Below are 9,934 nucleotides of genomic sequence, written 5' to 3' on the forward strand. Positions count from 1 at the left end.
GGTGCCGATTCCTCTCGGACAGTTTGTAAAATCGCAGTTCTCGATGCGGATATTCTTCATCGTCAACGCCTCCGAACGGCACTGTACGATGTGGCCGCTCTTGAGGATATCGAGCTGGATCGCCTCGTAGCCGACCTCGTCCGCGTCCATATACTGGTCGCGGAAGGTGCATTCGAGGACATTGAACCCGTCGACGCCCGCGATTTCCATCATATGGCCGTTATGCTCATTCTGGAAGGTCACGCCCTTCATGGTGAAGTCCTTGGCGTGTGCGACCTTGATCATCGTGTTCGATGTGCCGCCGCCGTCAAAAATACCGCCCTCGATGAGGATATTGGTATGGGCATCGTACCCTGTCGCACCCGAATTCTCGCTATCGTAATCGCCCGTGCGAAGCATATTTGCAGTCGCCTCGGGGTTGCGGTTAAGGGTTACCCCTCCGAGCGAAAGAATTGTATTGCTGTATATGTGAAGCGCCCTTGTGAGGTCGTAGCTGCCCGGCTCTACCGTGACGCGGTAGATATTGTTCTCGCTTGCGCCGCAGCGCGCGGTATCAAGCGCCGACTGAATGGCGCTGTAGGTGCCGTAGTCGCTGATCTGCGAGGCGCGGACAAAAAGCTCGGTCGTCTCATCTGAATCCGTGCTTGCAGACTGGGCGTTGGCGACGCCGCAGAAGCCGATTGTTACGGCGAGAGAAAGCATGACAGCTGCGGTTTTTTTGATAAAACCTCTCAAAAGCTCACCTCCAAAATTCTAAATTAAAATTCTCCAAAAGAAAGTTCCATTTTATTTTAACCGATTCGATTACAAAAGTCAACCATTTTTGTCATTTTTTCACAGAGAATTCACAGAATTTTTTTGATGATTTTTGTAGTTTCAGTTTGGTTTTCAGAAAAATTTATGTGTAATTAGTAAATCACACTCCAAATATATTGCAATCCTGTAATAATTAGCGGATAAAAAAGAAAGGCACATAAATGCTGTGCCTTTCGTCGCTTTTCATGATAATGTTAATTATGCTGATTTACTGCTCCATACGCGCCTGCAGTTCCCTGACCGTCACCTCGTAACCCTTGACCGCGAGAGGATTTGGTTCCGCGTCCTTGCCCGTAATAAGCTTGTTGATATAGGTCAGAAATTCCGGATTCTTCATTAGAACCGGACCTGTGAGGTGGGTACAGAAAAGATTATTCATTCTCACGCCCTCGCCTGTGCTGTCGCTGCAGTTGCCCAGACCGAGCTTTACGGTAAACATAGGCTTGTCGATGCCCTTGATCTCGCTGCACTTGTTGATAAAACCAACAAGAGGTTGGCTGAGAAAGTCAGCTGTGAATACCGCGTCGGCGGTATTGCGGGTCTTGTTCTGCTCTGTTACGGTAAAGTCGAAAAGGCTCAGTCCCTCAAAAACATTACCGTCGCAGTCGGTTATGGTCTTTCCGAGCATCTCAAAGGCGTTGCCTGTGAGAAGCGCTGCTTTGCCGCTGTCGACATACGCCTTGAACGCGTCGCGCTTGGGCAGGAAATCCGCGAGAACAGACTTCTGACCTCGCTCGGTGCCCGAACCGATATACACAAAGTCATATTCATCAAAATTCACGTCGTCGCCATAGCTCTTTTTCACTACCTCGCAGGACTCGCCGCTCTTGATGATCATGTCGCGAACCGCGAGGACGTTGGCGTACTCGCCATAGAGATTCATGACGTCGTGGTACATATGTAAAATTTTCATATCATTCACCCTTAACACGCGCGAGGAACTTGCCCTTGTCAGAGAAGCAGGTAATCGCGTAGATATATTCCTTCCTGTCGCTGTCGAGGTAGTTCACAGCCTCGTTGATATCCTCAAAGCAGCGGATTTTTTCCGCGGGAATATCCGTGTACTCAAATCTGAGCGCGAGGTCGTTCACGTACTTGCCCGCAAGGACGATTTCACCGACATTCTCGCTCTTGAGCATATCAAAATCAATATCCCACAGCCACGAAACGTCGCTTGTGAAGTACTTTCTGCTGACCGCGTCGACGATAATCATAACGTCGCAGCCCTCCTTGTACGCCGAAGCAACTCTTAGGCTCTGGTCGTAGGAAATGCTGTTCTCGTGCTTTGAGGTGAGCAGTGTACCGCGGCGGCGGCCGAGCTCAAAGGTGATGACTCTGCCGTTCTTGAGCACATAGTCGTTCATATCCGAGGCAATCTCAGCGCCGTCAATGCCGACAATCCGCGCGACTGTGTAAGCGGAGAGAATGTTATAGATATTGTACAGGGATTTAAGCGCAAGAGTTATGCGGTACTTGCTGTCAATCATCATTTCGCCGCCGTCGAGGTCAACCGAGGTGATGGTATAATCGGTATCGTGGCGCTTATAGCCGCAGGAGGTACAGTTATAGTGACCGATGTGATTGTAATGATAGGTCGAATATGTCATCGGCTTGCGGCAGGCAGGACAATACGCGCCGTCGTTGTACGCGCTCTCGAGCGTCTCGGTATCAGATGAAAGCTTGTCCGCGCCGAACCAGATAACGTCCTCTTTGTCCTTTCCAAAAAGCGATACAAGAGGATCGTCGGCGTTGAGGATAAGCTGGGTGCCGTCGCATATACTGTCCTTGAGCGCGTCGAACACCCACTCAGGGTGGCCGTTTCGGGTCAGCTGGTCGCGGTAGAGATTAGTGATAACATAATGTGTGGGCTTGATGTACTTGAAAGTGTAGCGCGCAAAACGCTCGTCGCTCTCAATCAAGAGTATATCGCTCTTCACCTTGCCGCCCATGGTCGCGTTGCTGAGCACAAGAGTGGTAACGCCCTCGATCTGGTTGGAGCCTTCGCGGTTCCACGAGACGGATTTTCCGTTCTTGCTCAGGATATGGGCGATCATCTCAACGGTAGACGTCTTGCCGTTTGAACCCGTTACTGCGATGATGTACTCGGGAAGTGTGACCCTGCTGAGAATATCGGGACACAGCTTGAGCGCAATCTGTCCCGGGAAGCTGCTGCCCTTGCCGATGAGCTTGCCGACAAAACGAAGCAGCTTACAAACCAAAATCGTAATAAAAACCTTCATACGCGCCTCCAAATCAAAAACTAATACTTATTATAAGCCATTCACCTTGTTTTTTCAAGGGTTTTTGCGACACCTTTCATTTATTGGCGCAAATCGCCCTGACAATGACAATTCGGACAATGGCGAAATAATCATTGACAAAAACAATCAAGATTTCTATAATAAATATATATATTTTAACAACAAGGGAGATGGAGCAAATGGCGAAAAACTGCAAATTCTGCGGAACGCCTCTTGAGGACTGGATGGTATTCTGCGACAACTGCGGAAAAAGACAGGACGGTGCTTTTTCAAACGCTCAGCCGCCCGTTCAACAACAACCGCAAAGACCGCAACAGCCATATCAACCCGCACAGCGGCCGCCTCAGCCTTACCGTAAGCAATACCAACAGCAGCCCTATCAGCAGAGCATAACTCCGCGTCAGCCGGCACCGCAGGGATATCAGGCTCCGCAGCCCAAAAAGACAAACGTCGGATTGATTATCGGCATTGTCGCGGGTTCCGTTACGCTGCTTATCGTCCTTATTGTAATAGCCGTGATATTTTTCTTTTCGGGAATATTAACTCCCAATACGCCGCCGCTTCCCGTGCCGACACAGTTGTACACTGTGCCCGCTGCTACAAAGGCTACGGATAAACCTACCGAGGCTGAAACCGAGCAGCCCACCGAAAAGGCTACAGAAAAGCCCACCGAAAAGCAGACGGAAAAACCGACCGAGAAGCCTGAACCCGCTACCGAAAAGCCGAAGATCGACACCGATAATGTCGGCGACCCGTCTGTCAATGATTTTTCACAGTGGTTTTTAAAGGCGACCGACAGTGGTATGCCATACGACGCCGACACGATTTTCAGCAACAGCAAAATCAACGGCGAATGGAAGGCAATCTTCATGTACAGCGAAACAGGCGTCAATGAGCTCAGCAAGGTCAATATCGAAGCAGGCGACCACGCGGTGACCGTCACAGTCAAGCACAAATACGTCAGCGTTAACGGCGGCGACTATATGAACGACTCAACGCCGGATACATCGTTTGACGGAGCTGCCGACAACGGCTCACTGACCGCCTACAGCAACTCGGGCAAGCTCGAAATCTGGTTCTTCTGGGAATACGAGGGCAAGCAGTACGGTCTCGGCACATTCACAAATCCCAGCGGTGAGAAGGCGAGCGTCGGTCTTATGCGCCCGTAAGGAGTGAGTAAATGAACTGTCCGAAATGCGGATGCGCACTCAGACAAAACGCTGGCTTCTGCCCCGGGTGCGGCAATGCTGTGATTCAGCCGCCGTCCCGTAATATAGTCTTTTGTCCCGACGGAAAGTACCGCTGGGTATATGAAATGAGTCTGCTGAAAAACCCTACGGTATTCTTCCTCGTCTGGAAAATCTTCTTTTTCGTCTTTCTCGGAATTTTCACCTTTATCATAATCCTTGACGCGGTAAACTCATACGACTTCTTTCCCGACCGTTTGCTTGGAGATTTGAAATTCTTCGGCATATTTGTGGTTGGTATGACCGTGATCGTTGCCGTCAGCGTGCTGATTTACGCAGCGATCATGGGAGGAAAATACTGCGTTCTGTTCGAGATGGACGAACAGGGTGTGCGGCACATTCAGCACCCTAAGCAAATCAAGAAGGCTCAGGCTCTCGCAGACCTCGCGGTTCTCGCGGGCTTTGCGACAGGCAATCTTTCCGTAATGGGAATGGGTATGAACGGCGCGCGAACAGAAATGTACTCGGAATTTGGCAAAGTGAGAAGCGTTAAAGCCTATCGACGCCGAAATCTCATCAAAGTCAACGAGGTGCTAAACCACAACCAGGTCTACGCGGAAAAAGAGGATTTTGACTTTGTTCTGAATTACATCAGCAGCCGCGTTCCAAAAAAATAAAAGCAAAGGCTATGGCGTAAACCATAGCCTTGATTTTTTATATACTGTCGGTAAAGAGATTGTCCTTTGCCGCGAGCACGGCGGACTTCATCTCTTCGTAATCGTTCCACAGCGTCTCTGGAGTGTATTTTTTCCACTCGTCATAACTGTCCGCAATGAAAAACTCACGCATACGCGAGGCTGACATATCAATTATCTTTGGGACATACAGCTCGGCGACCGATACGCCCTCTACGCTGTCGAACCAGTTCACGCGGCGTTCCTCCTTGCCCGAAACGAGCAAATCCGGAGACTTTCCGAAGCGCTCTCTTACGTTTTTGAGAACGTAGTCGCCCCATGTGGAGTTATTGCCGACGCCGATATCCGGCAGCGGATAAATTTCCACCTTATCGCCGAACACCTCGCGGAGAAAGTGTTCCCTCTGTTCGTAGGTATATGGATTCTTTGAGGTGCCGCTCTCCTGAGATGAACCGACGAAGATACCTACTCTCTCGCAGACGGCAACAGCCTTTTCTATCATGTATACATGACCCGTGTGAAGAGTCTGGAAACGGCCGACCATCACTCCAAGGTCAAACGGCTTATTATTCATACCCATTCCTCCTCAGATAACGTCAATCTGACAGCTTCTCATTGTTGCCAGAGCCGCCTCGTGAGCCTGAGGCGTAACGCCCGCGCAACACGCGGAGTCAACGGATATCGGTATTTCGGGGAAATTCGCCTTGAGCACAAGCGCGTTGCTGACGACGCAGATATCGGTGCACAAACCGATTATTTCAATCGAAAAATCATCGCCATCGGCAGAGGCTTCGATCAGGCGCGGAAGCTCAAGCGAGCCGAAGGTAGGCTTCTCAACGGCGGTATATTCTCTGTCAGAAAGCGCACAGGTGACGTTTTTGTCGAGCTGCCAGCCCTCTGTGCCCTTAATGCAGTGCGGCACAGGAAGCTTTCTGCCCTCAGCGGTTTCGGGATAATTATCAAAGTGGGTATCGAGTGTAATAAAGATTTCTCCGTCAAAGCTCTTTATCTTCTCAACGACCCCCGGCACGATTGCAACAGCGTCAACACTTCCGAGCGCGCCGTCAACAAAGTCCTTCTGCATGTCTACAACAACCAAAAAACGCTTCATAAGCTCCTCGCTTCCTCCTGAATTGTTATCTTTTTTGTATTCTCAGCATGATAATATCACATTGTGATTATCACGTCAACACAAATTTGAGCAATTTGCAGAACTGCCGTTTTCCGCGGTAAAAATAAGGCGGAAATGATTGACAAATCGGGGAAAAGTACTATAATGGTATTTAGTATGGACAAGTGTGCAAACACGCGGCTCACGGAGGTGAACAGCTCTTGTAATTAAGCCCGTCATTTTGAGTTTTGTTAACCGTTATTTGTATATTTTTCTCTATGTTTAAGGAGGTTGTTTTTTGATTACTTCGATTTTCAAGGAACACAAGGGATTTGGAAAACAAATCTTTCTGCTCGCGAAAAACGAGCTGATTAAAACATACAAGGGCGCCGTTATCGGCCCCGGCTGGGCTGTTGTGAAGCCCGCGTTTACGGTTTTTGTATACTGGTTCGCGTTCTCTGTCGGTATCAAAACCATGAAAACCATGCACGTTAACCTCGGAAGCCACGACCCGTTCTCTATTGACTTCTTTACCTTCATGTTTATCGGCATTATTCCGTGGTTCTTCATACAGGACAGCATTATTCAGGGCGCAAAGACCCTTAGAACAAACAGGCAGTTCATTACCAAGGTCAAGTTCCCTGTTTCGACTATTCTTACCTACACAGCGATTTCCAGGCTCTATGTACACATAATGCTGATGGTTCTGATGTATGCTTATGTCATTTTTGCCATCGGTCCGAGCTGGTACAATCTGCAGTTCTTCTTCTACTGCCCGCTGATGTTTATGTTCTTCCTGGCGCTTTCGTGGTCTACCGCACCTATGTCCGCGTTCAGCAAGGACTTTGAAAGCCTTATCGTTTCGATTATGTCGGGTATCTTCTGGCTGTCGGGCATCATGTACGACTCCTACAGCTTCCAGGAGCCGCTGAAGTTTATCATGCTCCTTAACCCGATTAACTTCTTCGCAAACGGCTACCGCAACTGCTTCCTCTACCACAGACCCTTCTTCTACTACAAAACGGAGCTTGCCGTATTCCTCGCGGAATTCATCTTCGTTTTCGCGCTCGGCATCTTCAACTACAACAGACTCAGGAAAAAGCTTCCTGACGTACTTTAATCGGAGGAAAAGCAATGTCTGAGGCGATTATTACTTTCAAAAACGTCAGCAAAACCTACATTCTCTACAAAAATGACCAGGCTCGTTTCAAGGCGCTGTTCTTCAAGCCGCGCAACCCCAAAACCAACAAAGCGCTCAACGACGTTTCCTTTGAAATCTACCGCGGCGAATCCGTCGGCATCGTCGGCGACAACGGCGCGGGCAAATCCACCCTGCTCAAAATGATTACGGGCGTTGCCTTCCCCGATGAGGGCGAAATCATCGTAAACGGCAAGGTCGCGGCGCTCCTTGAGCTGACCGCGGGCTTCTCGATGGAGATGACAGGCAGAGAGAATATCTACCTCAAGGGCTATATTCTCGGTCTTGAGGACGCGTATATCAAGCAGATTGAAGAGCGTATCATCGATTTTGCCGAACTCGGCGACTACATCGACCAGCCCGTCAGAACATACTCCAGCGGTATGAAAATGCGTCTGGGCTTCGCAATCAATGTAAACATCGAGCCCGATGTACTCGTAGTCGACGAGGCTCTCTCCGTCGGCGACGCGAGCTTCAAGAGAAAGTGCAAGGACAAAATCAAGGAGATAATCTCGGCAGGCACTACGGTTCTCTACGTAAGCCACAACGCCGAATCCGTCCGCGAGATCTGTCCGCGCTCGATTTACCTGAGAAAAGGCACCGTTATTTTTGACGGCAATACAGACGAAACCCTCAAGGTCTATCAGGACTACAAGGCAGCTCAGAAAAATAAGAAAAAATAATGAAAAATAAATTAACCGATTTCCAGGCAGACTGGGCGGCTATGCCCCAGGTCGAAAAGGAACAGATCTTAAAATTAAAAAACAAAACTATAGTAGTCAGCGGACATTCTCTTGCCCGCTGTCTTTGCTATGCGCTGATTTACCAGAACGAAACACGGAGCCTCGGCTGCAAAATCGTTCTGGCGGCTCGCGACAAGAGCCTGATTGACGAGATGTTCGCGGAGCTGATACTGCGCGACGACTTTGATTTTGTCGATTATAATTCTATTTCAGAAATAAACAAAGCAGATTTCATCGTCCACACGGGCTTCTGCAATGAGAGGATCTCTGATTTTTCAGAAGATTTCAAGAGGGAAATCAAGCTCGCGCAGGATATTTCCGCCCTTGCTCAGAAAACAGGCGCTCCTTTGATTCTGCTCAGCGACAGCAGGGTTTACGGCAACCCGAAGCCGCATAGGATTTACGCGGAAAACGAGTACGCGGACCTTGTCAACACAGACGCGGCAAATGTGGAAAACCAGCTTGTCAGGACAATTGAAGCGATGTTTAACTGCGAGAAAAAAGCGCGCGGTTTTGAACTGACAACACTTCGCACGGGTATTATTCTCGGCGCACATTCGGGAATCGAAAGCTTCCTCGATCCGATTTTCAAGGCAGTAGCTGAAGGCAAAGAAACCTCGCTGTTTAACTCAAAGCAAAAATACTCGTTTGTATACCTGACCGATGTGCTACGCTCGATAATTTACGCCATGAACGTGCTTGACAGAAATCAAGTCTACAACACAGCGGGTATAAACTCAACCGTTTCTACGGCGACAATCGCCGCTGTTCTCCATGACGTTTACGGCGATGCGGCCAAAATCGCGCTGACTGACGGCGAAGAGCTCAACCACTCACCCATCGCAACGGGTAAAATCGAAACATACGGCTGTTCAGCCGCGTTAAAGCTCGAAACCGCGCTTGAGCTGTGCGTTATGAGCTATATGAAAACCACCGAGGGTATGCAGCTTCCGAACACTCACGACGGCAGACTCGACGCGATTCAGCAGATTCAGCTCGCCTATCTGCTTGAGGTTGACAGGATTTGCCGCAAGCACAATATCAAGTATTTTCTCGGCGGCGGCACGCTTCTCGGCGCAATCAGGCACAAGGGCTTTATTCCGTGGGACGATGACTCCGACATCATGATGCTGCGCGAAGACTACGACAAGTTCTGCAAAATCGCCGCTGACGAGCTGCCCGCAAACATGAGCTTTCAGTCAAACAAAACCGACAAAAGCTGCTTTTATGAATTTGCCAAGCTGCGCGTTAACGGCACAGCCTTCGCTACGGAATTCGCCAAAGAACACAAGACAATGCACAACGGCATCGCGTTCGATATTTTCTGTCACGACAAGACAGCCAACTCACGCTTCGGTCAGAAGATACACCTTGCTATGACTATCTTCACCCGCGCGCTCGTTTTCAACAAATGGAATCACCGCAAAACTGAAAACGGCAGTAGAATCCAGACCGCTGTAACGAATCTCTGCGTAAAGCTCTTCCCCATCAGGTTCAGTCTTTGGCTGATGAATCATACTATTTCATTCTTTAAAAGAAAAAAGAATGCCAAATATCTTTACGACGGCATGGGCAGGAATGTGTATAACGGCGTATTCCCCATAAACTTGCTCGACAAGGCTGTTTACGTTGATTTTGAGGGATATTCGCTGCCTGTCCCGGAAAAATATGACGAGTATCTGCGCTTCCTGTACGGCGACTACATGCAGCTGGCGCCGCTGAGCACAAGGCTCGGCTGCCACGAAATCCTGCTCTGCGATATAGGCAAGTATGACGGATTGAACAAATAAACGAATTTTTCAAAAAAGCCCGAATTTGTCATTGACAAGCGGGTTTTTTTATGATAAAATAATATTTGTGGTTGGCAAACCGCAAAGTTAATAAGCAGGTATGGCGGAATTGGCAGACGCGCATGGTTCAGGT

General features: G+C 49.1%; 10 protein-coding genes. 5 read left to right on the forward strand and 5 right to left on the reverse strand.

Features of this window, described 5'->3' with window-relative positions; all coding sequences use genetic code 11:
• The 3 genes from JKK62_RS16310 to JKK62_RS16320 form a co-directional block, all read right to left on the reverse strand.
• On the reverse strand, positions 1 to 735 hold a 735-nt coding region (locus tag JKK62_RS16310; RefSeq protein WP_366503366.1), incomplete at its 3' end, for a hypothetical protein.
• A 289-nt stretch (positions 736 to 1,024) separates the two neighbouring features.
• A complete protein-coding gene (locus tag JKK62_RS16315) occupies positions 1,025 to 1,729 on the reverse strand; it encodes a hypothetical protein (RefSeq protein WP_201428849.1) in 705 nt (234 codons plus the stop codon).
• A 1-nt stretch (position 1,730) separates the two neighbouring features.
• Entirely contained in the window at positions 1,731 to 3,056 is a 1,326-nt protein-coding gene (locus JKK62_RS16320) for a Mur ligase family protein (RefSeq protein ID WP_201428850.1), read from the reverse strand.
• A 200-nt stretch (positions 3,057 to 3,256) separates the two neighbouring features.
• Here JKK62_RS16320 and JKK62_RS16325 point away from each other — a divergent pair, with 200 nt between their 5' ends.
• A complete protein-coding gene (locus tag JKK62_RS16325; protein ID WP_201428851.1) occupies positions 3,257 to 4,246 on the forward strand; it encodes an energy transducer TonB in 990 nt (329 codons plus the stop codon).
• A gap of 11 nt (positions 4,247 to 4,257) precedes the next feature.
• The gene (locus JKK62_RS16330; protein WP_201428852.1) at positions 4,258 to 4,941 is read left to right on the forward strand and encodes a zinc ribbon domain-containing protein; all 684 of its coding nucleotides are present in this window, start codon (positions 4,258 to 4,260) and stop codon (positions 4,939 to 4,941) included.
• Positions 4,942 to 4,978: 37 nt separating this feature from the next.
• Here JKK62_RS16330 and JKK62_RS16335 read toward each other — a convergent pair whose 3' ends face one another.
• Both JKK62_RS16335 and JKK62_RS16340 read right to left on the reverse strand, forming a co-directional pair.
• Positions 4,979 to 5,533 carry an adenylyltransferase/cytidyltransferase family protein gene (locus JKK62_RS16335; protein WP_201428853.1) on the reverse strand — a complete coding sequence of 185 codons (555 nt, stop codon included), beginning with the start codon at positions 5,531 to 5,533 and terminating at the stop codon, positions 4,979 to 4,981.
• Positions 5,534 to 5,545: 12 nt separating this feature from the next.
• Entirely contained in the window at positions 5,546 to 6,070 is a 525-nt protein-coding gene (locus JKK62_RS16340; protein WP_201428854.1) for a cysteine hydrolase family protein, read from the reverse strand.
• 298 nt (positions 6,071 to 6,368) lie between these two features.
• On the opposite strand from JKK62_RS16340, the gene JKK62_RS16345 reads away from it, so the two are divergent.
• The 3 genes from JKK62_RS16345 to JKK62_RS16355 are packed head-to-tail and all read left to right on the forward strand — an operon-like array spanning position 6,369 to position 9,801.
• On the forward strand, positions 6,369 to 7,190 hold the full coding sequence (locus JKK62_RS16345) for an ABC transporter permease (protein WP_201428855.1): 822 nt from the start codon (positions 6,369 to 6,371) through the stop codon (positions 7,188 to 7,190).
• A gap of 14 nt (positions 7,191 to 7,204) precedes the next feature.
• A complete protein-coding gene (locus tag JKK62_RS16350) occupies positions 7,205 to 7,951 on the forward strand; it encodes an ABC transporter ATP-binding protein (RefSeq protein ID WP_201428856.1) in 747 nt (248 codons plus the stop codon).
• Entirely contained in the window at positions 7,951 to 9,801 is a 1,851-nt protein-coding gene (locus tag JKK62_RS16355) for a LicD family protein (RefSeq protein ID WP_201428857.1), read from the forward strand. Before JKK62_RS16350 ends, JKK62_RS16355 begins: the two co-directional genes overlap by 1 nt.
• The last annotated feature ends 133 nt before the right edge of the window (positions 9,802 to 9,934 follow it).

It is taken from the genome of Ruminococcus difficilis (genome assembly GCF_016680995.1).

Bases quoted from the DNA above. Each gene is read 5' to 3' on its own strand.
- JKK62_RS16315 (WP_201428849.1), bottom strand. From the start codon at position 1,729: ATGAAAATTTTACATATGTACCACGACGTCATGAATCTCTATGGCGAG.
- JKK62_RS16320 (WP_201428850.1), bottom strand. From the start codon at position 3,056: ATGAAGGTTTTTATTACGATTTTGGTTTGTAAGCTGCTTCGTTTTGTC.
- JKK62_RS16355 (WP_201428857.1), top strand. From the start codon at position 7,951: ATGAAAAATAAATTAACCGATTTCCAGGCAGACTGGGCGGCTATGCCC.
- JKK62_RS16340 (WP_201428854.1), bottom strand. From the start codon at position 6,070: ATGAAGCGTTTTTTGGTTGTTGTAGACATGCAGAAGGACTTTGTTGAC.
- JKK62_RS16325 (WP_201428851.1), top strand. From the start codon at position 3,257: ATGGCGAAAAACTGCAAATTCTGCGGAACGCCTCTTGAGGACTGGATG.
- JKK62_RS16350 (WP_201428856.1), top strand. From the start codon at position 7,205: ATGTCTGAGGCGATTATTACTTTCAAAAACGTCAGCAAAACCTACATT.
- JKK62_RS16330 (WP_201428852.1), top strand. From the start codon at position 4,258: ATGAACTGTCCGAAATGCGGATGCGCACTCAGACAAAACGCTGGCTTC.
- JKK62_RS16335 (WP_201428853.1), bottom strand. From the start codon at position 5,533: ATGAATAATAAGCCGTTTGACCTTGGAGTGATGGTCGGCCGTTTCCAG.